The sequence below is a fragment of the Kocuria sp. LHG3120 genome, assembly GCF_049897445.1.
GTDB classification, from domain to species: domain Bacteria; phylum Actinomycetota; class Actinomycetes; order Actinomycetales; family Micrococcaceae; genus Kocuria; species Kocuria rosea.
This window is the reverse complement of record NZ_JAFCWG010000003.1, coordinates 104,022-130,250: the sequence shown is the minus strand read 5'-3', so window position 1 is coordinate 130,250 and position 26,229 is coordinate 104,022. Positions and strand designations below refer to the sequence as shown.

General features: G+C 73.9%; 20 protein-coding genes. 12 read left to right on the top strand and 8 right to left on the bottom strand.

The window, feature by feature from the left end:
- Positions 1 to 18 precede the first annotated feature (18 nt).
- Together ACP7CD_RS07495 and ACP7CD_RS07490 are read left to right on the top strand one after the other, a co-directional pair.
- Positions 19 to 1,689, top strand: a complete 1,671-nt coding sequence (locus ACP7CD_RS07495) for an FAD-dependent oxidoreductase (RefSeq protein WP_109242922.1) — start codon at positions 19 to 21, stop codon at positions 1,687 to 1,689.
- A gap of 469 nt (positions 1,690 to 2,158) precedes the next feature.
- A complete protein-coding gene (locus tag ACP7CD_RS07490) occupies positions 2,159 to 6,226 on the top strand; it encodes a Pls/PosA family non-ribosomal peptide synthetase (protein WP_426119757.1) in 4,068 nt (1,355 codons plus the stop codon).
- 112 nt (positions 6,227 to 6,338) lie between these two features.
- On the opposite strand, the gene ACP7CD_RS07485 is transcribed toward ACP7CD_RS07490, so the two are convergent.
- Positions 6,339 to 7,046: an AfsR/SARP family transcriptional regulator gene (locus ACP7CD_RS07485; protein WP_426119755.1), complete on the bottom strand. Its 708-nt coding sequence runs from the start codon at positions 7,044 to 7,046 to the stop codon at positions 6,339 to 6,341.
- Between the two features lie 324 nt (positions 7,047 to 7,370).
- On the opposite strand from ACP7CD_RS07485, the gene ACP7CD_RS07480 reads away from it, so the two are divergent.
- On the top strand, positions 7,371 to 7,634 hold the full coding sequence (locus ACP7CD_RS07480) for a hypothetical protein (protein ID WP_017833496.1): 264 nt from the start codon (positions 7,371 to 7,373) through the stop codon (positions 7,632 to 7,634).
- Positions 7,635 to 7,752: 118 nt separating this feature from the next.
- Here the strand turns inward: ACP7CD_RS07480 and purB are convergent, their stop codons facing one another.
- Positions 7,753 to 9,180, bottom strand: a complete 1,428-nt coding sequence (gene purB / locus ACP7CD_RS07475; protein ID WP_426119752.1) for an adenylosuccinate lyase — start codon at positions 9,178 to 9,180, stop codon at positions 7,753 to 7,755.
- Between the two features lie 167 nt (positions 9,181 to 9,347).
- On the opposite strand from purB, the gene ACP7CD_RS07470 reads away from it, so the two are divergent.
- The 5 genes from ACP7CD_RS07470 to ACP7CD_RS07450 all read left to right on the top strand — a co-directional run bounded on the left by ACP7CD_RS07470 (position 9,348) and on the right by ACP7CD_RS07450 (position 16,085).
- Entirely contained in the window at positions 9,348 to 10,511 is a 1,164-nt protein-coding gene (locus tag ACP7CD_RS07470; protein ID WP_035928359.1) for a histidinol-phosphate transaminase, read from the top strand.
- A gap of 56 nt (positions 10,512 to 10,567) precedes the next feature.
- Positions 10,568 to 11,875, top strand: a complete 1,308-nt coding sequence (locus ACP7CD_RS07465) for a thiamine pyrophosphate-dependent enzyme (protein ID WP_426119751.1) — start codon at positions 10,568 to 10,570, stop codon at positions 11,873 to 11,875.
- A complete protein-coding gene (locus tag ACP7CD_RS07460; protein WP_035928182.1) occupies positions 11,872 to 12,855 on the top strand; it encodes an alpha-ketoacid dehydrogenase subunit beta in 984 nt (327 codons plus the stop codon). The genes ACP7CD_RS07465 and ACP7CD_RS07460 overlap by 4 nt, the downstream gene beginning before the upstream one ends.
- 82 nt (positions 12,856 to 12,937) lie before the next feature.
- Positions 12,938 to 14,386, top strand: coding sequence for a dihydrolipoamide acetyltransferase family protein (locus ACP7CD_RS07455; protein WP_426119749.1), 1,449 nt, complete (start codon positions 12,938 to 12,940; stop codon positions 14,384 to 14,386).
- Between the two features lie 469 nt (positions 14,387 to 14,855).
- Positions 14,856 to 16,085 carry an aminotransferase class I/II-fold pyridoxal phosphate-dependent enzyme gene (locus ACP7CD_RS07450; protein WP_035928190.1) on the top strand — a complete coding sequence of 410 codons (1,230 nt, stop codon included), beginning with the start codon at positions 14,856 to 14,858 and terminating at the stop codon, positions 16,083 to 16,085.
- Here ACP7CD_RS07450 and ACP7CD_RS07445 read toward each other — a convergent pair.
- The 5 genes from ACP7CD_RS07445 to ACP7CD_RS07425 form a co-directional block, all read right to left on the bottom strand.
- Entirely contained in the window at positions 16,051 to 16,812 is a 762-nt protein-coding gene (locus ACP7CD_RS07445; RefSeq protein WP_426119747.1) for a DNA-3-methyladenine glycosylase I, read from the bottom strand. The genes ACP7CD_RS07450 and ACP7CD_RS07445 overlap by 35 nt on opposite strands.
- Positions 16,813 to 16,942: 130 nt before the next feature.
- Positions 16,943 to 17,956 carry a hypothetical protein gene (locus tag ACP7CD_RS07440; RefSeq protein WP_426119745.1) on the bottom strand — a complete coding sequence of 338 codons (1,014 nt, stop codon included), beginning with the start codon at positions 17,954 to 17,956 and terminating at the stop codon, positions 16,943 to 16,945.
- Positions 17,953 to 19,248 carry a sensor histidine kinase gene (locus ACP7CD_RS07435; protein WP_017832666.1) on the bottom strand — a complete coding sequence of 432 codons (1,296 nt, stop codon included), beginning with the start codon at positions 19,246 to 19,248 and terminating at the stop codon, positions 17,953 to 17,955. The genes ACP7CD_RS07440 and ACP7CD_RS07435 overlap by 4 nt, the downstream gene beginning before the upstream one ends.
- Before the next feature lie 33 nt (positions 19,249 to 19,281).
- Entirely contained in the window at positions 19,282 to 19,998 is a 717-nt protein-coding gene (locus ACP7CD_RS07430; protein WP_058873970.1) for a response regulator transcription factor, read from the bottom strand.
- A 136-nt stretch (positions 19,999 to 20,134) separates the two neighbouring features.
- Complete coding sequence (locus ACP7CD_RS07425; protein ID WP_426119742.1) at positions 20,135 to 21,103, bottom strand: hypothetical protein; 969 nt, start codon at positions 21,101 to 21,103, stop codon at positions 20,135 to 20,137.
- 113 nt (positions 21,104 to 21,216) lie between these two features.
- On the opposite strand from ACP7CD_RS07425, the gene ACP7CD_RS07420 reads away from it, so the two are divergent.
- On the top strand, positions 21,217 to 22,923 hold the full coding sequence (locus tag ACP7CD_RS07420) for a long-chain-fatty-acid--CoA ligase (protein WP_426119740.1): 1,707 nt from the start codon (positions 21,217 to 21,219) through the stop codon (positions 22,921 to 22,923).
- Between the two features lie 10 nt (positions 22,924 to 22,933).
- Here the strand turns inward: ACP7CD_RS07420 and ACP7CD_RS07415 are convergent, their stop codons facing one another.
- Positions 22,934 to 23,548, bottom strand: coding sequence for a flavin reductase family protein (locus ACP7CD_RS07415; protein ID WP_426119738.1), 615 nt, complete (start codon positions 23,546 to 23,548; stop codon positions 22,934 to 22,936).
- Positions 23,549 to 23,734: 186 nt separating this feature from the next.
- Between ACP7CD_RS07415 and ACP7CD_RS07410 the strand changes: the two genes are divergently transcribed.
- The 3 genes from ACP7CD_RS07410 to catC all read left to right on the top strand — a co-directional run bounded on the left by ACP7CD_RS07410 (position 23,735) and on the right by catC (position 26,127).
- Positions 23,735 to 24,670, top strand: a complete 936-nt coding sequence (locus ACP7CD_RS07410; RefSeq protein ID WP_229587721.1) for a LysR substrate-binding domain-containing protein — start codon at positions 23,735 to 23,737, stop codon at positions 24,668 to 24,670.
- Entirely contained in the window at positions 24,667 to 25,770 is a 1,104-nt protein-coding gene (locus ACP7CD_RS07405; RefSeq protein WP_017832660.1) for a mandelate racemase/muconate lactonizing enzyme family protein, read from the top strand. Before ACP7CD_RS07410 ends, ACP7CD_RS07405 begins: the two co-directional genes overlap by 4 nt.
- A 78-nt stretch (positions 25,771 to 25,848) precedes the next feature.
- Positions 25,849 to 26,127, top strand: coding sequence for a muconolactone Delta-isomerase (catC, locus tag ACP7CD_RS07400; protein ID WP_017832659.1), 279 nt, complete (start codon positions 25,849 to 25,851; stop codon positions 26,125 to 26,127).
- Positions 26,128 to 26,229: the final 102 nt, after the last annotated feature.

Sequence of the window (26,229 nt, the reverse complement as noted above, 5' to 3'; positions counted from 1 at the left end):
CGCCGGTAGCATGACCGCATGAGAATCGTCATCGTGGGCGGCGTCGCCGGCGGAATGTCCGCGGCCACCCGTCTGCGCCGCCTGCTGGAGGACGCCGAGATCACGGTGTACGAGCGCAGCGGCCACGTGTCCTTCGCCAACTGCGGCCTGCCCTACCACGTGGGCGGCGTCATCGAGGAGCGCTCCGCGCTGCTGCTGCAGACCCCGCAGTCCCTGGGCGCCCGGTTCGGCCTCGACGTCCGGGTGGGGCACGAGGTCGTCGGCGTCGACAGGGACCGGCACGTGCTGCGCGTCCGGGACCTCGCCTCCGGCCGGGAGGAGGAGCGGGGCTACGACGTCCTCGTCCTCTCCCCGGGGGCCGTCCCCGTCCGCCCGCCCGTGCCCGGCATCGAGCGCGCCCTGGTCCTGCGCGACATCGAGGACACCGACGCGGTCGTGGCCGCGGTCGAGGGCGCCCGCTCCGCCGTGGTCGTCGGCGGCGGCTACGTCGGCCTCGAGGTCGCCGAGCAGCTCGTCCACCGCGGCCTGCAGGTCTCCCTCGTCGAGGCCGCCCCCCAGGTCATGGCCCCGCTCGACCCCGAGATGGTCGAGCCCGTGCACACCCTGATGCGCGAGCGCGGGCTCGACCTGCGGCTGGGGACCACGGTCACCGAGGTGGGGGAGCGCACCGTGACGCTCGACGACGGCACCGAGCTGCCGGCCGACGTGGTCCTCGCCGCGGTCGGCGTCCGCCCCGACAGCACGCTGGCCCGGGCCGCGGGGCTGGAGGTCGGGGCGCGCGGCGGCATCGTCGTCGACGAGCACCTCCGCACCTCCGACCCGGACGTCTACGCCGTGGGGGACGCCGTGGAGAAGCGCGACGCCCTCGACGGGTCCGCCACGCTCGTCGCGCTGGCCAACACGGCCAATCTCCAGGGCCGGCTCGTCGCCGACGTGATCGCCGGCATGGACGTCTCCGACCGGCCGGTGCTGGGCACCTCCGTGGTCGGCGTCTTCGGCCTCACGGCCGCGGCCACGGGCTGGAACGAGAAGCGGCTGCGCGCCGCGGGCCGGTCCTACCGCGCGATCCACACGCACCCCGCGAACCACGCCGGCTACTACCCCGGGGCGGAGGGGATGACCCTCAAGCTGCTCGTGGACCCGGAGGACGACGCGATCCTCGGCGCCCAGGGCGTGGGCGGGGCGGGCGTGGACAAGCGCATCGACGTCCTCGCCACGGCCATCACCGGCGGCATCGCGGCCGCCGACCTCGCCGAGCTCGAGCTGGCCTACTCCCCGCTCTACGGCTCCGCCAAGGACCCCGTGAACATGCTCGGCTACATCGACCGCAACCACCGGGACGGGCTCGTCGAGACCGTCCAGTGGCACGAGCTCGACGACCGCCTCGCCTCCGGCGCCACCCTGCTGGACGTCCGCACCCCGGGCGAGCACACGGCGATGCCGATCCCCGGCGGGATCAACATCGAGCTGGACCGGCTGCGGGACCGCCTCGACGAGCTGCCGGAGGGCGAGCTCGTGGTGCACTGCCAGGCCGGCCTGCGCGGCTACCTCGCGGCCCGGGTCCTGGCGCAGCACGGACGGGACGTCGTCAACCTCGACGGCGGCTACCTCACCTGGGCGGCCCGGCCCGACGGCGCCGCGGCGACGCCCTCCGGCGACGACGAGGACCGGGGCTCCCCGGCCGGCTGAGCGGCACCCGGGACGTGGCGCAGCACGAGGCCCCCGCACGGGAACAGGGACGAGACGGTCCTGTTCCCGTGCGGGGGCCTCGTGCGTGCCAGGACGACCCGACGCTCGTTCACGAAAGGTAACAGGGGGAATTCTCCTGTCCCCGGAGCTGTGGCCGGGACGGGCGACCGGCCACCCAGCCCCCGGCGCCCGGCGCGCACCGGGGGAGCATCCCCGACCGTCGACTCCCGGCCCGGGAACCGCACGATTGCAGTCGAAAACGTCTCGCAGAGCGAGATGCGGGCTGTGATCTTTACCACTGGAAACCCATCGGGCGGTCGGCATCGCCCCTGGCAGCTCCACCGACGAACGCATCGATAACGGAGGAATAACGCCGCCGTGACGGATTCGTGAGGAGGCCATAACACCCCGCTCCGTAGAACGGACATGCCGGTAACACCGGTGTTACGTGCATCGAAAGGAGTTGGACATGACCTCAGTGCCACATCGCTCTCACCGCCGCGAGGAGACTGCGGCGGCAGAGCGAGTGCTGTGGGACGAGGCCGCCGCGAAGGGAGGCGCCGCCGGAGCAGCTCCGTGGACGGAGCCCTCGACCCGGGGCGTCCGGAGCACGGAGACCAAGCCCACCCGGCTGCACCACTTCTTCGAGCGCAGCTGCGACCTGACCCCCGACGCCCAGGCGCTGCACGCCGACGGCCGGGCCTACACCTACGCGGAGCTCGACGAGCTCGCCAACCGCCTGGCCCACCTGATCACCGGCTACGGCCTGAGCGCGGGCGACCGCGTCGGGATCCTGCTCCAGCGCTCCACGATGCTCTACGCGTCCCTCCTGGCGATCCTCAAGACGGGCGCCACCTTCGTCCCGATCGACCCGAACCTGCCCGCGGACCGCGTGCAGTTCATCGCCGAGGACTCCGACCTGTCCCTCATGCTGACCTCCGCCGAGTTCGTGGCCCTGGTCGAGGACGCGCCCGCCGACGTCGTCGACGTCGGCCGGATCGGCGAGCGGCTCGAGGAGGCGCCCGCGCACCGCCCGGTCGTCCGCCACGAGGGCGACCCCACGTGCTACATCATCTACACCTCGGGCTCGACCGGCCGCCCCAAGGGCGTCGAGGTCGCGCACTCGAGCATCTGCAACTTCATCGAGATCGTGCCCGAGGTCTACGACGTCCGCTCCGAGGACCGCGTCTACCAGGGCATGACCATCGCGTTCGACTTCTCCATCGAGGAGATCTGGCCGACCTGGGCCGTGGGCGCCTCCCTGGTGGCCGGCCCCACCGACGACGCCCGCCTGGGACAGGGACTCGCCGAGTTCCTGCAGCGCATGGAGATCTCTGTGCTCTACTGCGTGCCGACCGTCCTGGCCACCCTGGAGCACGACCTGCCCCGCATCCGCAGCATCCTGGTGGGCGGCGAGGCCTGCCCCGCCGACCTCGTGGAGCGGTGGTCCACCCCCGAGCGCCGGATGCTCAACACCTACGGCCCCACCGAGGGCACCGTGACCGCCACGTGGGGCGAGCTCGCCCCCGGGCGGCCCGTGACCATCGGCAAGCCCCTGCCCACCTACGAGGTGCGGATCCTCGACGAGGAGATGAACGAGGTCGCCGACGGCGAGCCCGGCGAGATCTGCATCGCCGGCCCCGGCGTGGCCCGCGGCTACGTCAACCTGCCGCACGTCACAGAGGAGCGCTTCCGCCCCCACCCGGACGGACCCCGGGCCGGACGGATCTACCGCACCGGCGACCTGGGCCGGTTCATGCCCGACGGCGAGATCGAGTACCTCGGCCGCGCCGACAGCGAGGTGAAGATCCGCGGTCACCGCGCGGACCTGCAGGAGATCGAGAACGTGCTGCGCCGGGAGGACGCGGTGGCGGACGCCGCCGTGAGGCTCACCTCCGGCGGCGACGACGTCGCGGCGTTCCTCACCCTGCGCGCTCCGGTGCGCGACGAGCGCGCCCTCTTCGAGCTGCTCCACGACTCCGTGGTCGCGGCGCTGCCGCCGTACATGGTGCCGTCCTTCTACGAGATCCTGCCCGCGATGCCGATGATGGTCAGCGGCAAGGTGGACCGGAAGAACCTGCCGGACCCCAGCACGCCCCGCTTCGTCACCACGATGGGGCTGGTCCCGCCGGCGACGGACGCCGAGTGGGGGATCACGGAGGTGTGGTCCAAGGTCTTCCGCATCCCCGAGGACCAGCTCTCCGTGGAGGCGGACTTCTTCATGGAGCTCGGCGGGCACTCGCTGCTCGCCGCGACGGCCACGTCCGAGCTGCGCCGCGCGCACCCGGACCAGGACATCTCCATCGCGGACATCTACACCTACCCGACCGTCCGGGACCTGGCGCGCCACCTGGACGCCGCCCCGGCGTACGTCCCCGCCGCGGCCGCCCCGGACGACCGCCCCGCGCCGCTGCACCACACCAGCGGCCGCGTGGCGCTGTGCGGCCTCGCGCAGGTGACGACGATGGTCCTGGCGGCCATGCTCGTCGGCTCCCCGCTCGCCGCGGTCCTGTACTCCTACGGCGGTCAGTTCAGCTACGCCCTGATGTGGGACATGCTCCTGGTGGGCGTCCTGGTCTCCGTGCTCGCCCGCGTCCTCCTGCCGTTCCTCGGCTCCCGCGTGCTGGGACGCTTCGTCAGACCGGGGCACCACGCCCTGTGGGGCCGGCAGTACTACCTGCTCTGGTGCATCGACGGACTGACCCGGCTCTCGCCGCTCAATCTCCTCACCGGCACCCCGATGGCCGCCGTCTACCTGCGCCTGCTGGGCGCCAGGATCGGTCCGGACGCCCACGTGGGCACCGCCGCCATCGGCCTGCCCTCGCTCGTCACCGTCGGCGCCCGCGCCAGCATCGGCTACAACTCCTCCGTGCAGACCGCCCAGGTCGAGGAGGGGTGGGTGACCATCGCGCCGGTGCACATCGGCGACGACGCGTTCGTGGGGGCCAACGCCCTCCTGCAGCCGGGCACCCGGATCGAGGACGGTGCCCGCCTGGCCGAGCAGTCCCTGGCCTCCCGCAACCAGACGATCCCCGCCGGCGAGCACTGGCTGGGCTCCCCGGCCCGGCCCGGTGACGGGGACGACGAGCTGCTCGAGCGGATGGAGCGGCGCCCGCTGCCCAGCGGCCGCTGGCCCGCCCCGCTGGCGGCCGGCCTGCTCCTGGGCTGGCTGGTCCTCGAGCTGATGCCCTTCGTCCTGGTGCTCCCGTCCTTCCTGATGATCTGGGCCGCGGCCCTGGAGTTCGGCCTCCCCGTGGGGCTCGCCCTCACCCCGGCGGTCGGCGTCGTCTACGTGCTCACGGTCTGCGCCGTGGTCGCGGGCGGCCGGAAGATCGTCCTGCGCCGCACGCCCACCGGCATCCACCCCGTGCGCAGCGGGCTCGGCGTGCGCAAGTGGATGGCGGACCAGCTGCTCTCCACCAGCCTGGAGAGCACCAACGCCCTGTACGCCACGATGTACACGGTCCCCTGGCTGCGCGCCCTGGGCGCCAAGGTCGGCCCCCGCTCCGAGGTCTCCACGGTCGGCCACATCGACCCGGACCTCCTCACCCTCGGCGAGGGGAGCTTCGTCGCGGACATGGCCAGCGTGGGCAGCGCCGTCTACCACCACGGTCACCTGTACATGGAGCGCACCGTGGTGGGCGACCGCTCGTTCGTGGGCAACGCCGCGTTCGTGCCCTCGGGCACCCGGATGGGCGAGGGCTCCCTGGTGGGCGTCGCCTCGGTGCCCCCGGCCGACGTGCCGGACGGCACGTCCTGGCTGGGCTCGCCCGCCATGTTCCTGCCCCGCCGGCAGGACAGCGGCAACTACGACGAGAGCCTCACCTTCAGGCCCTCGCGCGGCAAGGTGGCGGCCCGCCTCGTCATCGAGGCGCTGCGCATCACGGTCCCGCCGGCGCTGATCGGGCTGATCGGCTACCTGGGCCTGCTCGCCTCGGTCGCCCTGGTGCCCGAGCTGACGCTGCTCGGCTTCGTGGCCGTGCTGCCCCTCGTCGCGCTGGCCACCGGCCTGACCGTGGTCCTCGCCGTCGTCGTCCTGAAGTGGGCGATCGTGGGCCGGTACCGCCAGCGCGTCGAGCCGCTGTGGGACAACTTCGTCCGGCGCAGCGAGTTCGTCACCGGCGTGTACGAGTCCGCGGCGGTCCCCGCCCTCATCGGCGGTCTCGTGGGCACGCCCCTGATCGGCCCGGTCCTGCGCCTGTTCGGCGCGCAGATCGGCCGGCGGACGTACATCGGCACCACCTACCTGACCGAGTTCGACCTCGTCCACATCGGCGACGACGCCGCCGTCTCGACGGACGTGTCGCTGCAGACGCACCTCTTCGAGGACCGCGTGATGAAGATGTCCCACGTGGAGATCCTGCCCGGGGCCTCCGTCGGTGCGCGCTCGATCGTGCTCTACGACACGACGGTCGGCGCGGGTGCCTCGGTGGACGCCCTGTCGCTGGTGATGAAGGGCGAGCAGCTGCTGCCCCACACCGCCTGGCGCGGCATCCCGGTGCGGTCGGCCACGGCCGCCCTGACCTCGGGACGATGACCCGGCCATGACCGCCCAGTGGACGTCCCCGCGACCCGGCAGCGGGTCGCGGGGACGCCGTTGCCCCGCCGCCGGGCACGCACCGGCCGGGACGGCCCCGGGCGGGAGCGCGTCAGGCGCTGCGCATGTGGCCCATCAGCTGGGTGATCTGGGGGGAGGGCGGCGCTCCGAGCTCGTCGGCCATCGTGCTGCAGAAGCTGCGGAACGTCTGCAGGGCCGGGGCGTTGTTGCCGAGACCCAGGTCCGCCTCGATCGACACGCGGACCGCGCTCTCCCGCAGCGGGTCCAGGGCCCGGACGTTGTCGGCGAGCACGTGGGCCCGGTAGAAGTCGCGGTGCTCCAGGGAGAGCCGGGCGAGGTGCTCCACGGCGTTGACGTACAGGGTCCGCAGCCGGTCCTGCTCGGCCATCACCCAGCCGTCGTACCAGCCGGGCAGAAGCTGGGCGCCGTCGGGGGACAGGAACCAGGGGTCCTCCGTCACGGGCGCCGTGGCGGTGGCCGCCCGGTCCAGGGACGCGCGCAGCTCGTGCAGGTCCACGGTGACCGTTTCGGCCAGGGCGATGTTGTTGCCGCGGGCCCCGACGGCTCCGGGCGCCTGGCGCGAGATGTTGAAGACGGTGGTGCGCAGGCTGCCCATCGCGCGCTCCGCGGTCCGGTCGGGCCACAGCAGCTCGCCGAGGAACCGGCGCGGCTTGGGACCGAGGACGGCGAGCGCGGCCAGCAGGCGCTGCTGCCGGTGGCCCAGGGCCAGCACGGTGCCGTCGAGCTCGACCTCGACGTTGCCGAGAAGCCGCAGCCTGATCGAGTGTTCCCCATCCATTGTCATGATCCCCCACTGTCATGATCACTGTCCCCGGTGCGCCCGGAGCCTGCCTTCCCCCGAAGGCCGTGGTCCGAGCACCGTCCTCTCCGGTCCCGCGGACCAGGATCCAGGTCCGCCGCGAGAGAGGGTTCAGGCACCGATGATCCCGGGCAACGCCCGGTGAGTCAAAAGCGAACGCCCGGAGTGCGTCAAAAGCAAACGAAAACCCAGGCGGCCGGCACGCGACCCCGGTGGAGGGTGGTGCGCAGGACCGCACCGTGGTATACGACTGATTCCCGGACCGGCGGTGCCGGCCGGGGCACGAGCTCAGGAGTTCTACCGATGACCGACCAGCGACCCGTCACGGGCGTCCGCACGGACCCCCTCGGGAACATCGTCGCCCTGTGCAATCCCGCAGAGGTGTGGTCCCCGCGGTCGACCACCCGGATCATCCGGGACATCGAGAGCGAGGTCCACCTCTACTACGTCCCGGGGTCGTCGGGGCAGCTGCGGGTCCGCGTGGTGTCCGCCGGGTGCGAGAAGCGGCTGTGGGCCGCCCCGGAGGACACCGTGTGCAACAACCTGCACGACCTCCCGTCCGTCTGATCCGCACGGACTGATCCGCACGGACTGATCCGAACGGGCCGGTCCGCGCGGCACGGGGTGCCCGGGCGCGTCCCGGCGCCCCGTGCCCGGGCACCCCGTCGTCACGCGGGGCGCGGGCTCACAGGAAGCGCACGAGGTCCGCCGCGATGCCCGTGTAGGTGGCCGGGGTCAGCCCGGACAGCCGCTGCTCCGCGGCCGGGGACAGGCCCAGGCCCGCCACGAACTCCTGGAGCCGGGCGGCGTCCACCCGGCGGCCGCGGGTCAGGTCCTTGAGGCGCTCGTAGGGGTTGTCCATGCCCTCGACGCCGGCGATCGCCTCGGCGCGCATGACCATCTGGACCGCCTCCGCGAGGACCTCCCAGTTCGCGTCGAGATCGGCGGCCAGGACCGCCTCCGCCACGTCGAGGCGGGCCAGGCCCTTGCTCACGTTGGAGACCGCGAGCAGGGAGTGCCCGAAGGCCACGCCGATGTTGCGCTGGGACGAGGAGTCGGTGAGGTCGCGCTGCCACCGGGACGTCACGAGCGTGGCGCCGAGGGCGTCCAGCAGGGCGTTGGAGAGCTCGAGGTTCGCCTCGGCGTTCTCGAAGCGGATGGGGTTGACCTTGTGCGGCATGGTGGAGGAGCCGGTGGCGCCCTCCACCGGGATCTGCTGGAAGTAGCCGATCGAGATGTAGGACCACACGTCGGTGCAGAAGTTGTGCAGGATCCGGTTGAACCGGGCGAGGTCGGCGTAGAGCTCGGCCTGCCAGTCGTGGGACTCGATCTGGGTGGTCAGCGGGTTCCAGGACAGGCCCAGGCCCTCCACGAACTCGCGCGAGACCTCCGTCCAGTCCGCGTCCGGGACGGACGCGTAGTGGGCGGCGTAGGTGCCCGTGGCGCCGTTGATCTTCCCCAGGTACTCGGTGCGCTCGATCCGGGACAGCTGGCGGCCCAGGCGGTGGGCGACCACCGCCATCTCCTTGCCCAGCGTGGTGGGCGTGGCCGGCTGGCCGTGGGTGCGGGAGAGCATGGGGGTCTCCGCCGCGGACCCGGCCAGCGCCGCGACGTCGGCCACGAGCGCCCGGGCCGCGGGCAGCCACACGTCGGTCGTGGCGTCCTTGACCCCCAGGGCCCACGCCAGGTTGTTGATGTCCTCGGAGGTGCAGCCGAAGTGCACGAGGGGGACCAGGTGCTCCAGCCCCAGGGCGGGCAGCCGGCGGCCGATGTAGTACTCCACGGCCTTGACGTCGTGGACCGTCACGGCCTCGATCTCCGCGAGCTCCGCGACCGAGTCCGTGTCGAAGTCCGTGACGATCCGGCGCAGCCCCGCGGTCTGCTCCTCGGTCAGGGGCGCCAGCCCCGGCAGCACCGACCGCTCGGCGAGGTGCACGAACCACTCGACCTCCACGTGCACGCGGTTGCGGTTGAGGGCGGCCTCGGAGAGGTGGTCGACCAGGGGCGCGACCACGGGCTGGTAGCGGCCGTCGAGGGGCCCCAGCGCGACGGGCGGGACGGCGGCGGCGAGCGCCGCGCGCCCTGAGGACAGGATGCGATCGGTGTTGGGCATGGGCACATTCTTCCACGGCCCCCGCGCGCTCCCGGGCGGACGAATTGTCGTCCGCCGCCAACTTTCGCGGAACCCGGTTGTAGCTTTCGCCCCGAAAAGCAGCGGGTCGTCCGGAGGGGCGTCATCGACCGGGGGAACCCCGGGGGTGCGGGGATAGCATGACCTCCATGAGTACCAGCGACGCTACCCGCACCCTGGCCGGCACCGCCCCGGCCTCGGGCCCGGCCACCGCCACCACCCCGGCGGTCCGGCCGCGCCCGGCTCTGTCCCGACTTCCCCGCTACGCGGCCGGCAAGCCCCCGGTCGTGGTGGACGGGCTCGTGTCCTACAAGCTGTCCTCCAACGAGAACCCGTTCGGGCCCGTGCCCGCCGTCAAGGAGGTCCTCGCCGGCTGGGACGCGGTGCACCGCTACCCCGAGACGACCTCCGCGGAGCTGCGGGAGGTGCTCGGCGAGTTCCTCGGCGTTCCCGCCGAGGACATCGTCACCGGCGCCGGCAGCCTCGGCGCGCTCAACCAGCTGCTCGGCGCCTTCGTGGGCGCCGGCGAGGACGGCACCCCGGACGAGGTGGTGCACGCCTGGCGCTCCTTCGAGGCCTACCCGATCAGCATCGGGCTCTCCGGCGGGCTGGGCGTCCCGGTCCCGAACCGCCGCGACGGCTCCCACGACCTCGAGGCCATGGCCGCCGCGGTCACCGCCCGGACGAAGGTCGTGCTGCTGTGCACGCCGAACAATCCGACGGGCCCCAGCCTCACCACCGCGCAGGTCGAGGAGTTCCTCGCCGCCGTGCCGCGCGACGTGGTCGTGGTGATCGACGAGGCGTACCAGGAGTTCCAGCGCCGCGACGACCTCGTCGACGGCGTCGACCTGTACCGCCGGCACCCCAACGTCGTCGTGCTGCGGACGTTCTCCAAGGCCCACGGTCTGGCCGGGCTCCGGATCGGCTACTCCGTGGCCCGCCAGGAGATCACCCAGTACCTGCGCCAGGCGTCCCCCGCGTTCTCCGTGACCGACCTCGCCCAGCGCGCGGCGATCGCGTCCGTGCGCCACTACGACCAGGTGGCCGAGCGCGTCCAGCGGGTCGTCGACGAGCGGGAGCGGGTCCTCGCCGGGCTCGACGGGCTCGGCTGGCCGTACCCGCAGACGCAGGCCAACTTCGTGTGGCTGAACCTGGGCGAGCACAGCGGGGGCTTCGCCGAGCTGTGCGACGCCCACGCCCTGTCCGTGCGCCGCTTCGGCGACGAGGGCGTGCGCGTGACCATCGGGGAGCCGGAGGCCAACACCCGGTTCCTGGAGCTGTGCGCGCAGTTCCCCCACCCGCCCGTGCTCTGATCCTCGGCCGCGCCGGCCCGGCTCCCTCCCGAGCAACCCGAAAGGACGTCCTGCCCATGGATGCCGCCCCATCGTCCCCGGCCGCCCCCGTGCCGGCCCGCACCGTGCCGACGCCGGAGGTGCGCACGCGCCTGGTGCGGCTCCTCGACCGGGACGGCCGGCTGAGCGAGGACCCGGTCCTGTCCCCGTACGTGCGCGACGTCGACGCCGAGCAGCTGCGCGGGCTGTACCGCTCGATGGCGCTGGCCCGCCGCTTCGACGAGGAGGCGACCAACCTCCAGCGGCAGGGGCAGCTGGTGCTGTGGGCGCCGATGCGCGGGCAGGAAGCAGCCCAGGTGGGCTCCGCCCGTGCGCTGCGCCCGGTCGACCACGTGTTCCCGACCTACCGGGAGCACGCCGTGGCCATCGAGCGGGGCGTCGAGCCCGCCGAGCTGCTCACCGTGTTCCGCGGGCACAGCGCCGGGGGCTGGCGGCCCAGCCGGCACCACATGAACGTCTACTCCATCGTGCTTGGCTGCCAGGTCCCGCACGCCGTGGGCTACGCCATGGGCATCGACCTGGACCGGCGGACGGCCGAGGCGGAGGGCCGGGAGGCCGAGCCGGCGGCCGCGGTCGTCTACTTCGGGGACGGCACCTCCACCCAGGGCGAGGTCCACGAGGGCATGGTCTTCGCCGCGTCCTACGACGCCCCGGTGGTCTTCTTCGTGCAGAACAACCAGTGGGCCATCTCGGTGCCGTTCCGCACCCAGTCCCGCGTGCCCCTGGCCGAGCGCGCCGCGGGGTACGGCTTCGAGGGGATCCGCGTGGACGGCAACGACGTGCTCGCGGTGCTGGCGGCCTCGCGGTACGCGCTCGAGAAGGCCCGCGCCGGCCAGGGCCCGGTGCTCGTGGAGGCCGAGACCTACCGGCTCGGGGCCCACACCACCGCGGACGACCCCACCAAGTACCGCCTGCGGGAGGACGAGCACCACTGGAGCGAGCTCGACCCGCTGCTCCGTCTCGAGGCGCACCTGCGCGAGGCCCACGGCACCGGCGACGACTTCTTCGCCGACGTCGCGGCCGACGCCCAGGCGTTCGCCGACCAGGCCCGCGCCCTCGTGCTGGCCATGGACCCGCCCGCGTTCGAGGACTTCTTCGACCGGCCCTACGCCGAGCCGCACGCCCTCGTGGAGGAGGAGCGCGCCTGGTACGCGGCCTACCAGGCGGGCTTCACCGACACCGACACCGACACCGACGACGACGCCGGGACGGGCAGCGCCGGACCGGACCGGGGCACGCAGGCCGCGGGACTGACCGTGGCGGCCGACCCCGTGGCCGGGGCCCCCGACCCGGAGACCGCCGGCACCCAGGAGGACCTCGCATGAGCACCGCACCGGACCTGACGATCGCGAAGGCGGTCAACGCGGGCCTGCGCCGGGCCATGGAGGAGAACCCCCGGGTGCTGCTCATGGGCGAGGACATCGGCTCTCTCGGCGGCGTCTACCGCGTCACCGAGGGGCTCAAGGCGGACTTCGGCGCCCACCGGGTGATGGACACCCCGCTGGGGGAGGCCGGGATCGTGGGCACCGCCATCGGGCTCGCCCTGCGCGGCTACCGGCCCGTGTGCGAGATCCAGTTCGACGGCTTCTCCTTCCCGGCGTTCAACCAGATCACCACGCAGCTGGCCAAGATGCGCAACCGCACCAACGGGGACGTCACCGTCCCCGTGACGATCCGCATCCCGTACGGCGGGGTCATCGGCTCCGTGGAGCACCACTCGGAGTCCCCCGAGGCGCTGTTCGCGCACACGGCGGGGCTGCGCATCGTCACGCCGTCCAACGCCCAGGACGCCTACTGGATGACCCAGCAGGCCATCGCGTGCGAGGACCCCGTCATCGTCTTCGAGCCCAAGCGGCGGTACTGGCTCAAGGGCGCGGTGGACGTCGAGCGCCCGACCGCCGACCCGTTCTCCGCGCAGGTCGTCCGTCACGGCGAGGACGCCACCGTGGTGGCCTGGGGCCCCCTCGTGCCGGTCGCGCTCGCCGCGGCGCAGGCGGCGGAGGAGGACGGGCGCAGCGTCGAGGTGATCGACCTGCGCTCGCTGTCGCCGATCGACTTCGACACCCTCGAGGACTCCGTGCGCCGGACCGGCCGCCTCGTCGTCGCCCACGAGGCCCCGACCTTCGGCGGCCTCGGCGGGGAGATCGCCGCCCGCCTCACCGAGCGGGCGTTCTACTCCCTGGAGGCACCGGTGCTGCGGGTGGGCGCCTACCACCTGCCGTACCCGGTGGCCGCCGTCGAGGACCAGTACGTGCCGGACCTCGACCGCATCCTCGAGGCCCTGGACCGGTCCTTCGCCTACTGACCCCGCCGACCCGGTCGCCGGCCCCCGGGCCGGCGGCACCGCCGCCGGCCCGGGGGCCGCGCGCGAGAGAGGAAGTACTGACATGCCCCAGATCTTCAACCTGCCCGACGTCGGCGAGGGCCTGACCGAGGCGGAGATCCTCGCGTGGAAGGTCGCACCGGGGGACACCGTCACGGTCAACCAGGTGCTCGTCGAGATCGAGACCGCGAAGTCCGTGGTCGAGCTGCCGTCCCCGTACGCCGGCACCGTCCTGGACCTGCTGGCCGCCGAGGGCAGCACGGTCGAGGTCGGCACCCCCATCATCGCCGTGGGCTCCCCGGGCGAGTCGGCGGAGCCCGCCCCTGCCTCCGGCGTCCCCGGGATCCTGGGGGAGGGCGGGGAGCCCGGTGCGGACCGGCCGCTCGTCGGCTCCGGGCCCAAGGCCGACCCCGTGCGGCGGCGGCGCCGGGCGGTCCCGCCGCCGGCGCCGGACGCCGAGCCGGGGCCGGCCCGGCCCGCGGGCTGGACGGAGAAGCTGTCCCGGGGTCCGCTGGGGGCCGGGCTCGGCGGTGGGATCGGCACGGCGGCCCAGGGCATCGCCGGGCGCGCCGCCCGGCTGGCCGAGGACAGCGGCGTCTGGCGCCGGCCCGGTCGCGGCGACGTGCTCCCGGCCGTCGAGGTCGTCCCGCGCCGCCCCGCGCTGGCGAAGCCTCCGGTCCGGAAGGCCGCACGGGACCTGGGCGTCGACCTCGCCGACGTCCCCGCCACGGGCGCCGCCGGACAGATCACCAAGCAGGACCTGCTCGCCCACGTGGCGCGGCTCGGCGAGGCCGTGGACCGGCGCCGCCCCGCGGCCCCGGAGGAGCGGATCGAGCGGATCCCCGTCAAGGGCGTGCGGAAGGCCACGGCGCAGAACATGGTGCGCAGCGCCTTCAGCGCCCCGCACGCCTCGGTCTTCGTGGAGGTCGACGCCACGCGCACCATGGAGTTCGTCCGGCGGCTCAAGGCCGCCCCGGACTACGAGGGCGTCAAGGTCACGCCCCTGCTGGTGCTCGCGAAGGCCGTCGTGTGGGCCGCGGCCCGCAACCCGATGGTCAATGCGACGTGGACGGACGAGGAGATCCTCGTCAAGCACTTCGTCAACCTGGGCATCGCGGCGGCCACGCCGCGCGGGCTCATGGTCCCGAACGTCAAGGACGCCCAGGACCTCTCGCTGCGCGAGCTGGCCGTGGCCCTCGACGAGCTCTCCCGGACCGCCCGGGCGGGGCGCACGCAGCCGGCCGACATGCAGGGCGGCACCCTGACCGTGACCAACATCGGGGCCCTGGGCCTCGACACCGGCACGCCGATCATCAATCCCGGCGAGGTGGCGATCATCGCGTTCGGGAGCATCAAGCAGAAGCCGTGGGTCGTGGACGGCGCCGTGGTGCCCCGCTGGGTCACCACGCTGGGCGGGTCATTCGACCACCGCGTGGTGGACGGGGACCTCGCGGCCCGCTTCACCGCTGACGTGGCCCGGATCCTCGAGGAGCCGGCGCTGCTGCTGGAGTGAGCCCCGGCCCGTGCGGTCCGCGGCACGAGCGGCACGGCAACGGCCCCGCACCGATCGGTGCGGGGCCGTCTGCTGCGTCGTCGACGCGCGTGCCGCCACGTCTCACGGCTCTCCCCGCCGGGCCGTGGCCCGACGCCGCACCGACGTGGAACTGGGCGGTTGCGTCCCGTGCCCGGCGCCCCATCTCCTGTGGACCCGTGATTGAAATCCCCCCAGACACAATCACACATCTCATTCACGATGGATCACTCGTGCGACGCCGGCCGCGGTGGCAACCTGCCCGTCGGCCCCCGGCACAGCTGCCGGAGACCTGTCCCCCCACGCCCGGAGGACCGCCTCAGTGCGGCCTCCTGACGTCCAGGACTGGGTCCAGTATTGCGGAGGTCTGGACAAAAGTCTGTCCCCCGATGTGCGCATGACGGGGCATGACCGCGATCGCGCCGGACCGCGGCGGCCGTAGGCTGGGCGCATGCCTGCGCACCTGCCGCCCCGTCCCTCCGCACGCTCGGCGGTGCCGCCGTTCCGGGTGATGGAGATCCTCGCCGACGTCGAGCGCCTGCGCGCCGCCGGCCGGGACGTCGTCTCCCTCTGCGCGGGGGAGCCCTCCGGCGGCGCCCCGGGTCCCGTCGCGCGGGCGGCCGCCCGGGTGCACGCCCGCAACGAGGGGCTGGGCTACACCCCCGCCCTCGGGATCGAGCCGCTGCGCCGGGCGGTGGCCGGCCACTACGCCCGGTGGTACGGGCTCGACGTCCGTCCCGAGGACGTCGCGATCACCACGGGGGCCTCCGGGGCGCTCGTGCTCACCTTCCTGGCGGCGTTCGACGCGGGGGACCGGGTGGCGGTGTGCCGGCCGGGCTACCCCGCCTACCGCAACACCCTGGCCGCCCTGGGCGCCGAGGTGGTCGAGCTCGACTGCGGGGCGGCGACCCGCTTCCAGCCCACGCCCGGGATGCTCGACGCCGCGGTCGCCGAGCACGGGCCCCTGCAGGGACTGGTGGTGGCGGGCCCGGCGAACCCGACCGGCACCGTACTGGAGCCCGGGGAGCTGGCGGCGCTGGCCCGGTGGTGCGCCGAGCACGGGACGCGCCTGATCAGCGACGAGATCTACCACGGGATCGTGCACACCGCCCCGGAGGGCGGCGCGCCCCGCGACGGCGGACCGTACCGGGGCACCAGCGCGTGGGAGCACGACCGCGACGCCGTGGTGATCTCCTCCTTCTCCAAGTACTGGGGGATGACGGGGTGGCGGCTCGGGTGGGCCCTGCTGCCCCGGGACCTCGCGGCCGCGGTCGACGCGCTGGCGGGCAACCTGAGCCTCTGCCCGCCCGCCGCCGCGCAGCACGCCGCCGTGGAGGCCTTCACCCCGGACGCCTACGCCGAGGCGGACCGGGCGGTCGAGCAGTTCGCGCGCTCCCGGAGCCTGCTCCTGGACGCGCTCCCAGCGCTCCGGTGGGGCGAGGTCGCGCCGGCGGACGGGGCGTTCTACCTCTACGCCGACCTCGGGGAGCAGCTCGAGCGGCACGGCAGCTCCCTGGAGTGGTGCCGGCGGCTGCTGGAGGCGGAGGCCGTCGCGGTCGTCCCGGGCCTGGACTTCGACGCCGCGCGCGGCCACCGCGCGGTGCGGCTGTCCTTCGCCGCGGGGCCCGACCGGGTGGAGGAGGCCCTCACCCGGATCCTCCGGTTCCAGTCCCGTCCCTGAAGCACCCGGCCAGGTGCCCGGGGAGCACTCCGGTGCGGAGCAGGAACCGGTGCGCGGTGGTGCGCCCCACGAACACGAGTCCCTGCTCCTTGAGCCGGGCGGCCAGCCGGTCCCCCTCGGGGGATCGGCGCGACTCCTCCAGGACGGTCAGGGGCGGCTCGGCGGCGGCCGGGCGGAGGTCCCCGACGTGCTCCGCCCAGTCCTCGGGACCGAGTCCGCGGCAGGCGCGCGCGTTGTGCACCACGGCCTCGATCTTGACCCGGTTGCGGATGACCGCGGGATCCAGGAGCAGCTCGTCGACGTCGTCCTCGGTCATCCGGGCGATCTCCTCGGGGACGAAGTCCCGCAGCGCCCGGCGCAGGCCCTCCCGCCGCTGGGCGATGCTCCAGCGGGCCAGGCCCGCCTGGAAGATCTCCAGGCCGAGGGCCTCGAACCAGCCGGAGAAGTCCGTGGGCCGTGCGCCCCAGCGCCGGTCGTGCTCCTCGAGGGCGGCCGGGCCCGTGGGCGCCCAGGGGCAGCGGCGCAGGCCGTCCCCGCAGAGCACGGCGCGGAAGGCGTCGTCGGGGGAGCGGACGCCACCGTCCCGGAGGGCGGTGTCGGGCGGGCGGTCGCCGGGGCGGTCGTGGGCGCCGGGGGAGCGGTGGGCGTCGGGCGGGCGGTCGTCCGAGCCGGGGCGGGAGCGGTCGTCGGCGGGGTGCGGGCCGGGCCCGGCGGAGGCGGTGTGCATGGGCCCACGGTAGGAACGCCGGGCCGGCGGACCGCAGGGACGCGGCTCCCTGTGGACGGTGCCGCCGGTGTCCGCGGCGCCGGGGGACCGGGTGCAGTGCGGGTGCCCGCACCGCGGGCGGTGGAGCCGGTCAGAACCGGGAGACCGCACCGGTGCCGTCGGCGATCTCGATGGCCACGGGCTCCTCGTCCCCGGCGTTGCCGTCGTGGACGATGAACACCGCGGCGGGCTCTCCCTCCGGGAAGGCGCGGATCGTGACCGACCCCGAGGTCGCGGCGTTGAGCACCTCCATGGCCTGGCGGGTGGCCGCGCGCAGCACCGCCGTGGGCAGGGGCTTGCCGCGCTCGTCCAGGATGTCCACCAGCACGCCCCGGGCCCGCGCCGCCCGCGTCACCTCGAGCAGGTAGGGGGTGGCGATCGACCGGCCCCGGATGGAGTCCCGCAGCTGCGCCTCGGTGAGGCGGAACTGCTCGATCTCGTACCCGGAGACGGGGGAGGGGTCGTGCGCGATCCGCTCGAGCAGCCCGCCCGCGAGGCGGCGCACCTCGTGCACGCGCTGCACGGAGGCGTTGACCGTGTCCTGCTCCGCCTCGTCGTGGGAGCGGGCCGAGATCACCATGTCCCGCGCCTCGGCGAACGCGGCGGAGGCCCGGTCGTACTCCCGGGCGATGAGCTGGCTCGCGAGCAGCAGGGCCGCCGCCGCGGCGTTCGTCAGCGCCGCGTCCCAGAGGCCCAGGGCGGAGCGGGCGCCCCACGTCATGGACACGGCGACCGCGATGACGAGCGTGGCCCAGCCCCACCCCGCGCGGCGGCGGATGCCCAGGACCACGAGGAAGCCGTCGAAGCCCAGGGTGAACCACTGCCCGCCGAACAGCTCCGCCTGGGGGTTCAGGGCGTCGTAGGAGCGCTGGATCGACACCAGCATGAGGAGCACGCCCAGGGCCGCGGGCAGATCGGGCAGCCGGCGCTGCCCGTACGGGTAGACGACCAGCGCCACCGCGACCACGTAGGTCACGAGCGCGGCCTGCATGAGGTCCGGCTTGTCCATGCTGGGCGTCTGCAGGATCCCGAGCACCACGGGGATCAGGAAGAACACCGTGGCGGCGACCAGGCTCAGGGGATGGAAGAGGGTGCGGGAGATCACGGCTGCGCGTCCCGGGGCCAGAGGATCGTGACGCGGGTGCCGCGTCCCGGTGCGCTGTCGACGTCCACCGCGCCGCCCACGTGGCGCACGTTGCCCAGGATGGACACGCGCACCCCGAGCCGCCGGGAGTCGATGCTGCGGACCTGGAAGCCGCGGCCGCGGTCCACCACCTGGAAGCGCAGGAAGAAGCCCTCGGGGTTGAGGGGGGTGGGCGGGCACACGCCGCCGTCCATGGTCACGAAGGTGACCTCGGTGCCGGCGTGGCGGGCGCTGTTGGAGACCGCCTCGGTGACCGCCTGCACGAGCGCCTGCGCCGTCTCCACGGGGATGAGCGGGCGCGGCTGGCCGGGGGGCCTGATGTAGGGGGTGATGCTGTTGAAGCGCACCCGGTTGCGCCACGGGGACAGGGACTCGAGGAGGTCGTCGAGCAGGGTGTGCACCATGGTGGTGCCCTTGCCCTCGGCGCGGCGCTCCTCGAAGGCGAGGACCTCGAGGGCCCGCTGGGCCAGCTCCCGGGTGCGCCGCTGGACGGGGCCCGGGGCCCGTCCGGCGTCCAGCAGGGCGGCCATGACGTTGTCGTGGATGAGGCGGTCCAGCCGCTCCTGCTCCTCGGCCTGCGAGCGCGAGCGGTTCAGCTGCAGCTCCTGCGCGATCGCGGCCGCGTACACCTGGTCCGCGTTCTGCCCGCCCTTGTAGACCAGGCTGATCAGCACCACGAGGACCACGCCGAACGCGATCCGGCTCGTGGCGTCGAACAGCACGCCCATCACGTCGGCCGACTCCGTGGTGCGCACCATGACCAGGACGTAGAAGACCGTGACGGACGCCAGGTACGCGACGGCCAGCTCGATGCTCCACGCGACCACGGTGGCGGCGGCCGCGAGCAGGATGAACGGCTCCACCCACGGGTCCTGCGGCGGAGCGGCGCCCGTCCAGGCGAGCGGGAGGGTCAGGACGGTGAGGGCCACGAGCACCGGGGCCGCGAGCACCGGCCACATCCGCACCTGCCGCCTGGCGCCCTGGAGGAGCATCGCGCCGCCGTTGACCAGGAGGGCCAGCAGGAACACCAGGTGCCACCGCTCGAAGGCGCGCAGCTGGTCCTCGACGATGGTGAGGGCCTCCAGGAACAGCGCGACGACGACCAGCCCGTGGCAGATGTTCGCGAGCAGGTGGATGCGGTAGGAGTTCATCCCCAGCTCCTGCGGCGAGGTCGGCACCAGGAGGCTGCTGCGGCGCCGCCGGGCGGGGACCTTCCGGTAGGCGAGCGGGGGCCGGTGCGCGGCGTGGCTCACGGAGCGGCGGCCCTCACCGGGGCGAGGGGCGGATCACAGATGCTTCTCCGCCGTGGTGATGTCCGCCGTGGGCTCGACCAGGCCGTCCTCGATCGCCCGGATGCGCAGGTCGATCTTGGTGGGCGCCGGGCGCCCGACGCGCGCGTACTTCTCCCGGATGCGGTCGATGTTGGTCTTGACGGCGCTCTGCTTGATGCCCATCCGGCGTGCGACCTGGACCTGGGCGAAGCCGGAGGCGTAGAGCCGCAGGGTCTCCTGCTCCCGCGGGGAGAGGCTGGCCCGGGAGAACTCCACGTCCCCGTCGATCGCGGCGGCGAGCTCCTTGGTGATCACGGGCTTGCCCTCGGCGATGTTGCGGGCCTCCTCGATCGCGTGCTCGAGCGGGTCCGACTTGCGCACCAGGCCCAGCGCGCCGGCCCGCAGCGCCTCGCGGATCAGCGCGGCGTTCTCGCCGATGCTGAAGATGAGCACCTTCATGCCGGCGGCGCGCAGCAGCTCCACGTTGGTGGCGGGGCGGGACATGTCGTCGAGGGACAGGTCCAGGAGCACGACCTCGCACTCGATCCGCTTGGCGCCCTGGGCGGTGAGGGCGGGGTTCTCGGGGTCCCGGCCCAGCTGGTCGAGGAGTGCGGGGACGCTGGAGGCCGATCCGACGAGCTTCACGTCCGCCTGCGAGGTCATGGAGACGAGGCGGACGCCCTCCCGGACGACCTCGTGGTCATCGACGACGGCGACAAGGGTGGACGGCATGGGTGTTTCCTCCGGGTGCTGCTCGGTGGGCCGGTCCGCAGATTTCCGCGTGGGGGTGACGGATCTCACCGAGGTGCTCCGATTGTCCCCTCTTTGGTGGTCGGATGCGAATCCGACACGGTGCCGGGACGCAAAGTTACCGGGCCCGGTCCTCCGGTCCGTCCCCCCAGCGGTCGACCCTGCGGTGGTAGCGGACGCCCCACAGCCCGCCGAGCACCGCCGCGAGCAGGTCGACGGCGAGCACGGCGAGGACCGCGAGCAGGCCCGGGACCAGCAGGTCGCCGATCAGCGCCTGGGCCGAGACGCCCACGGGCGCCAGGCCGACGGTGTCGGCCCACACCAGTCCCGCGACGGTGGCCACGGAGCGGCCGAACAGGGACCACAGCCACACGGACACGCCCTGCCGTGCCCCGGAGAACCGCGCCATCCGGCCCGCGGCGTAGCCGCCGCCCAGGAACGCGAGGAACTCGACCAGGCCGAGGGCGGCCGCGCCCGTCCAGGCCGCCGCGGACCCGGCGGCGAGGTCGTCCACCACGCCGCCGACCCCGTCCACGAGGCGCAGCCCCAGCGCGGCCGCGGTCAGGCCCGCCAGGGCCAGCAGCAGCCAGGTCAGGGCCATGGCGCTGAGCCAGCCGAAGAAGCCGGGGACCAGCTGGAGGCCCCCGAACTCCTCCCGCTGCCGGGCGAGACGGGTCGCGGCGTCGACCGGGACGCCGGAGGACGGGTCGCCGGAGAACGGGCCGTCGGGTCCGGCGCCGTAGCCGGGCGCGGGGCCGTAGCCGGCCGCGGCGCCGGGGGCCCCGACCGCGGGCGTCGGGTCCGTGCGCGGCCCCGGGTCCTCCGGCACCGGGCGCTGGGCGGTCACCGCCGGCAGCGGCCGGGTGTGCTGGTCGTCCTCGTCGTCGTACCAGGACCAGTCCTCGGTCCCGCCGCTCCCGGCGCCCCCCTCGGGGGCGTCGTGCGGCGAGCCGCCGCCGGCCGGGGCGGTGAACCGGCTGACCGGGGGCAGCGGCCGGGTGGCGTCCGGGGAGTCGTGCGGACCGGTGTCCGACCAGGGCGTCGGGTCGTCGGGGGAGGGCGAGCCGGGGGTCGAGGAGGGCGTCATGGCACCGGAGTCTACGGCCGGTCCCCGGACCGGGCCTGGTGAGCCGTCCCGTCCGGCACGGGGTGTCGCCGCGGCCGGGCGGCCGGGCGCCGCCGCCGAGTAGGGTCGGGACCATGCCTGTCGACACCGTCCGCGAGTTCCTGCGTGCCCGCCCCTGGACCGCCAGCTACGACCCGGGCGTCCCCGCGGACCTGGACCTGCCGGAGACGTCCCTGGTGCACATGCTCGAGCGCTCCGTGGCCCGCCACGGCGCGAGCGCCGCGCTCGAGTTCTTCGGGGCCACGACCTCCTACGCCGCCCTGGGCCGGCAGGTCGACCGCGCGGCCGAGGGCCTGCGCCGGCTGGGCGTGGGCCGCGGCGACCGGGTCGCGATCGTCCTGCCCAACTGTCCGCAGCACGTCGTGGCGTTCTACGCGGTGCTGCGCCTGGGCGCCGTCGTCGTCGAGCACAACCCGCTCTACACGGCCCCGGAGCTGCGCCACCAGTTCGAGGACCACGGGGCGCGCGTGGCGATCGTCTGGGACCGGGCGGCCGAGCGGGTGCGCTCCCTGCCCGCGGACCTGCGGGTCGACGCGGTCGTGTCCGTGGACATCACCGCCGCGATGCCGCGGCCGAAGCGGCTGGCCCTGCGCCTGCCGCTGCCGAGCGCACGCGCCTCCCGTGCGCAGCTCACCGGCCCCGCCCCGGGCACGATCCCCTGGCGGGAGCTGCTGGCCTCCGCCCCGATCGCCGCGGAGCACCCGCGGCCCGCCGCGCACGACCTCGCGCTGCTGCAGTACACCTCCGGCACCACCGGGCTGCCCAAGGGGGCGATGCTCACGCACCGCAACCTCGAGTCCAACGCCCTCATGGGCCGGCACTGGCTCGGCTCCGGCGAGCGCGAGGTGGTGCACGGCGTGCTGCCGCTCTTCCACGCCTTCGGCCTGACCCTGGGCGTGACGTTCGCGATGTCCCTCGGCGCGCGGCTCGTGCTCTTCCCGACCGTGCGCGCGGACCTGATCCTCGGGGCGATGAAGCGCGCCCGCCCCACGGTGCTGCCCGCGGTGCCGCCGGTGTACCAGAAGCTCCTCGACGCCGCACCGGAGCAGGGCGTGGACCTGCGCGGCATCCCGGTGGCCGTCTCCGGGGCCATGAGCCTGCCGGTCCCGCTCGTGGAGCAGTGGGAGCGGGCCACCGGGGGGATCCTGATCGAGGGCTACGGACTGACCGAGTGCTCCCCGCTGGTGGCCTGCAACCCGCTCAACGACTCCCGCCGGGCGGGCTCCATCGGGATCCCGTTCCCGTCCACCGACATCCGGCTCGTCGACCCGGACACCCTCGAGGACGTCCCCCGGGACCACCCCGGGGAGCTCTGGGTGCGGGGCCCGCAGGTCTTCCAGGGGTACTGGGGGCGCCCCGACGAGACCGCCCGGACGCTCACGGAGGACGGGTGGCTGCGCACCGGCGACATCGTCACGGTCGACGAGGACGGGTTCCTGCGGGTGGTCGACCGGCTCAAGGAGGTCGTGATCACCGGGGGGTTCAACGTGGCCCCCAGCGAGGTCGAGGACACGCTGCGCCGGCACCGCGCCGTGGCGGACGCCGCGGTGGTGGGGCTCGCCGACCCCAGCGGCAGCGAGGTGGTCGTCGCCGCCGTGACCCTCGTGCCGGGCGCCGAGCTCGACGAGGCGGCCCTGCGCGAGCACTGCTGGGCGGGCCTGGCCCGCTACAAGGTCCCCCGGCGGATCGTGGCCGTGGAGGAGCTCCCGCGCACGATGCTCGGCAAGATCCAGCGCCGGGAGGTCCGCGAGCAGCTGCGGCGCACGGGCGTGCGGCTCTGAGCCCGGGGGCTCAGGGCAGGTCCGCCTCCGGGGCGGCGTCCCGGTAGGGGACCCGCCGGATCGACCGGATCCGGCCCAGCTCGCCCCACTCGTCGCGCCCCAGTCGCGCGATCGGGCGCAGCGTCCGCACGACCGGGCCCCGCTCGTCCATGTCCTCCTCGTCCACGACCACGTGCGTGACCTCGCCGAGGACCAGGAAGCAGTTGCCCACGGGGATGGGGTCCGTGTGCAGCCGGCACTCGATGGCGGCGGGGGACTCGGCCACGCGGGGGACGGCCACGGTGAGCGAGGGCTCACGGGTCAGGCCCACGGCGTCGAACTCGCTGATCTCGGGAGGGTAGTCGGTGCTGGTCGCGTTGATCCGCTCGAACAGCCCCTCGCGCGCGAAGCTGACCACGAACTCCCCGGTCTGCCGGATGTTGCGGAGGCTGTCCTTCTCGCCGACCGAGACGAACTGGACGATCGTGGGGTTCTCCGAGGCGACCGTGAAGAACGAGTGCGGGGCCAGGTTGTCGACGCCTGCGGCCGAGCGGGAGCTGACCCACGCGATGGGGCGGGGGACCACGAGGGACTTGACCGCCCGGGCGAAGGAGCCGTGCCGGTCGGCGGTGATGTCGGTGCGCATGGGCCCATTGCACCACCTCGACGGGCCGGGGGCACAGGGCGCGGCCCCGGTGTGCACGGCGGCAGCGGAGTCGATTAGGGGCCACGGATGTCCTAATGGAGCATTTTGGGTGTACTCTGTGGATCAATATGACGGGTGGCGGTCGACGACGACCCCTCCGACCGAGCGGAAGGGCCAGGTGCCACGATGGAGATCCGGCAGCTCAACTACTTCATCGCCGTGGCCGAGGAGCGCCACTTCGGCCGCGCCGCCAAGCGCCTGCACATGGCCCAGCCGCCGCTGTCCCAGCAGATCCGCCAGCTCGAGGAGCAGCTCGGCGTGCGGCTGCTGGACCGGACCACCCGGCGGGTGGACCTCACCGCCGCCGGCCAGGTGCTCCTGGACCGGGGGCGGCGGATCATCAACGAGATCGAGGCCCTCAAGGCCGACGTCTACCAGGTGGGGCAGGGGGCCACGGGTGTGCTGCGGGTCGGCTTCTCCGGCTCGGCCACCTACGGGGTGATGCCGCAGGTCGTGCGGCGGGCGAAGGAGACGATGCCCGGGCTGTCCCTGGCGCTGCACGGCGAGATGCTGACCCCCGCCATGGAGGAGGGGCTGCGGGAGCACACCCTCGACGCCGCCCTCCTGCGCCCGCCCGTGGCCTCTGCGGACGTCGAGTACCGGGTGGTCGCCCGCGAGCCGCTCGTGGTGGCGCTGCCCTCCTTCAGCGCCCTCGCCGTGGACCTGCCCGTGGCCGTGCACGAGCTGCAGGACCAGGAGTTCATCACCTACCCGCCCGACTCCGTGCTCTACCGCACCGCCGCGGACCTCTGCCGCCAGGCCGGCTTCCAGCCGCGGATCGCCCAGGTGGCGGGGGAGACGTCCACGCTGATGTCCTTCGTGGCCGCCGGCGGCGGGGTGGCCGTGGTGCCCGCCGGGGTGCGCGCCTTCCAGCTCGAGGGCGTCGTCTACCGCGACATCGAGCACTCGCCGCAGATCGAGCTCGCCGTCGCGTGGCGGCGCGAGGACCGCTCCGCGCTCCTGCACAACTTCATCGACCTCGTCGTCGACGTCCAGGCCGCCCCCGGGTCCCCCGGCGGCACGCCCGTCCCGCCCGCCCAGGAAAGGCCCGCCCGCCCATGAAGATCGCGACCGTCGAGGCGATCCCCTACTCGATCCCCTACGTCCACCCGCTGCACTTCGCCTCGGGCGCCGTCCACGAGGCGGACCACGTGCTGGTGCGGATCACCACCGACGACGGGATCGTGGGCACCGCCGACACCCCGCCGCGGCCCTACACCTACGGCGAGACCCAGAAGTCGATCGTGGCCGTCGTCGAGGACCTCTTCGCCCCGCAGCTGGTGGGCCTGGACGTCCTCGACCGCGAGAAGGTCCAGGCCGTGCTGGCCCGCACCGTCCACAACCAGACCGCCAAGGGCGCCGTGGACATCGCCCTGTGGGACGTCATCGGCCAGTTCCTCGGGCAGCCGGTGACCAGGCTGCTGGGCGGGTTCACCGACTCCATGCGGGTCTCCCACATGCTGGGCTTCAAGCCGGCCCAGGAGCTGCTGGACCTCGCCCTTCAGTTCCGCGAGACCTACGGCATCACCACGTTCAAGCTCAAGACCGGCCGGCACCCGATCGGCCTCGACGTCGAGGCCGCGGCCGTGCTGCGCGAGGGCCTGGGCGAGGACGCCGAGCTCTACATGGACGCCAACCGCGGCTGGTCCGCCAACGAGGCCATGGAGGTGCTGCGCCGCACGGCCGACCTGGGCCTGCAGTTCCTCGAGGAGCCCGACGACGCCCGCGAGGTGCTCGGCCGCCGCCGCCTGGTGGAGCGCTCGACGATCCCCATCGCCGCCGACGAGTCCGCCCCGAACCTGGGGGAGGCCGCCAAGGAGATCCTCACCGGCGGCGCGAACCTGCTGGCGGTGAAGACCGCCCGCTCCGGCTTCACCGAGGCCGCGAAGATCGTGGGCATGGCCGAGGGCATGGGGGTGGACGTCTACGTGGGCAACCAGATCGACACCCAGGTCGGCACGATCGCCTCCGTGGTCTTCGGCGCGGCCCTGGCCCACACCTCGAAGCGGGCCGGGGAGCTGTCCAACTTCCTGGACATGTCCGACGACCTCCTCGCCGAGCCCGTGGTCATCGCCGACGGCCGGATCCGCGTGCCGGACGTGCCCGGGGTGGGCACCGCCGTGGACGAGGACAAGCTCACCCGCTACCGCACCGACCGGTAGACCCGGCCCGGTAGACCCGGCCCGGGAACCCAGCACGAGATCTCAGCCCGAGAACCCATCCCGACGGAAGGACGCACCGTGAAGTACCTGGTCCACATGGACATCGACCTCCCCACCGACATGCCCGCCGAGGAGGCCGCGGAGATCAAGGCCACCGAGAAGGCCTACTCGCAGGAGCTGCAGCGCTCCGGGAAGTGGCCCGAGATCTGGCGCGTGGTGGGCGAGTACGCCAACTACTCGGTCTTCGACGTCGACTCCCACGACGAGCTGCACGACATCCTGCAGAACCTGCCGCTGTTCCCCTACATGGACATCACCGTGGTGCCCCTGGCCAAGCACCCCTCCGACGTGAAGTAGCACCGGCCCGCCCCGCGAGGTGGGGGGGGGGGGGGGGCCCCCCCCCCCCCGCCGGCGCGCGCCGCCCCCCACCCCGGGGGGCCCGGCCGGGGGAGCGGGGGG

What these genes read in the sequence shown, in the direction of transcription:
- ACP7CD_RS07495 (WP_109242922.1), top strand. Translation starts at nt 19, where the DNA reads ATGAGAATCGTCATCGTGGGCGGCGTCGCCGGCGGAATGTCCGCGGCC.
- ACP7CD_RS07490 (WP_426119757.1), top strand. Translation starts at nt 2,159, where the DNA reads ATGACCTCAGTGCCACATCGCTCTCACCGCCGCGAGGAGACTGCGGCG.
- ACP7CD_RS07485 (WP_426119755.1), bottom strand. Translation starts at nt 7,046, where the DNA reads ATGGATGGGGAACACTCGATCAGGCTGCGGCTTCTCGGCAACGTCGAG.
- ACP7CD_RS07480 (WP_017833496.1), top strand. Translation starts at nt 7,371, where the DNA reads ATGACCGACCAGCGACCCGTCACGGGCGTCCGCACGGACCCCCTCGGG.
- purB (WP_426119752.1), bottom strand. Translation starts at nt 9,180, where the DNA reads ATGCCCAACACCGATCGCATCCTGTCCTCAGGGCGCGCGGCGCTCGCC.
- ACP7CD_RS07470 (WP_035928359.1), top strand. Translation starts at nt 9,348, where the DNA reads ATGAGTACCAGCGACGCTACCCGCACCCTGGCCGGCACCGCCCCGGCC.
- ACP7CD_RS07465 (WP_426119751.1), top strand. Translation starts at nt 10,568, where the DNA reads ATGGATGCCGCCCCATCGTCCCCGGCCGCCCCCGTGCCGGCCCGCACC.
- ACP7CD_RS07460 (WP_035928182.1), top strand. Translation starts at nt 11,872, where the DNA reads ATGAGCACCGCACCGGACCTGACGATCGCGAAGGCGGTCAACGCGGGC.
- ACP7CD_RS07455 (WP_426119749.1), top strand. Translation starts at nt 12,938, where the DNA reads ATGCCCCAGATCTTCAACCTGCCCGACGTCGGCGAGGGCCTGACCGAG.
- ACP7CD_RS07450 (WP_035928190.1), top strand. Translation starts at nt 14,856, where the DNA reads ATGCCTGCGCACCTGCCGCCCCGTCCCTCCGCACGCTCGGCGGTGCCG.
- ACP7CD_RS07445 (WP_426119747.1), bottom strand. Translation starts at nt 16,812, where the DNA reads ATGCACACCGCCTCCGCCGGGCCCGGCCCGCACCCCGCCGACGACCGC.
- ACP7CD_RS07430 (WP_058873970.1), bottom strand. Translation starts at nt 19,998, where the DNA reads ATGCCGTCCACCCTTGTCGCCGTCGTCGATGACCACGAGGTCGTCCGG.
- ACP7CD_RS07425 (WP_426119742.1), bottom strand. Translation starts at nt 21,103, where the DNA reads ATGACGCCCTCCTCGACCCCCGGCTCGCCCTCCCCCGACGACCCGACG.
- ACP7CD_RS07420 (WP_426119740.1), top strand. Translation starts at nt 21,217, where the DNA reads ATGCCTGTCGACACCGTCCGCGAGTTCCTGCGTGCCCGCCCCTGGACC.
- ACP7CD_RS07415 (WP_426119738.1), bottom strand. Translation starts at nt 23,548, where the DNA reads ATGCGCACCGACATCACCGCCGACCGGCACGGCTCCTTCGCCCGGGCG.
- ACP7CD_RS07410 (WP_229587721.1), top strand. Translation starts at nt 23,735, where the DNA reads ATGGAGATCCGGCAGCTCAACTACTTCATCGCCGTGGCCGAGGAGCGC.
- ACP7CD_RS07405 (WP_017832660.1), top strand. Translation starts at nt 24,667, where the DNA reads ATGAAGATCGCGACCGTCGAGGCGATCCCCTACTCGATCCCCTACGTC.